Source organism: Priestia sp. 53B2, assembly GCF_056099005.1.
Genome location: NZ_JBLZXA010000077.1, coordinates 1 through 376, shown reverse-complemented (window position 1 = coordinate 376; position 376 = coordinate 1). Strand labels below are relative to the sequence as shown.

The window sequence follows — 376 nt, the reverse complement described above, 5'->3', positions numbered from 1 at the left end:
CTTTACTCAGTAAACTGTTATCTAGTTTTGAGAGAGCAATCTCTTGTCTGGTGGCGATAGCGAAGAGGTCACACCCGTTCCCATACCGAACACGGAAGTTAAGCTCTTTAGCGCCAATGGTAGTTGGTACTTTGTCCCTGTGAGAGTAGGACGTTGCCAGGCTGGAAAAGATCTCTCTTTTCTTTTAAAAAAGTTGTTGACATTACGTTAATAACTTGATAAGATAGTAAAGTCGCTTAAGAGCGGCGCTTGAACTTTGAAAACTGAACAAAGCGACAAACGTCAACGTTAATTTTTTTATTTTATATGAGCAAGTCAAACATTTCTTCGGAGAGTTTGATCCTGGCTCAGGATGAACGCTGGCGGCGTGCCTAAT

General features: G+C 41.8%; 1 rRNA gene. It reads left to right on the top strand.

Annotation, left to right across the window (positions count from 1 at the left end):
- The first annotated feature begins 46 nt into the window (after nucleotides 1-46).
- Nucleotides 47-162: ribosomal RNA gene (rrf, locus tag ACN6NE_RS31170) — 5S ribosomal RNA — on the top strand.
- Nucleotides 163-376: the final 214 nt, after the last annotated feature.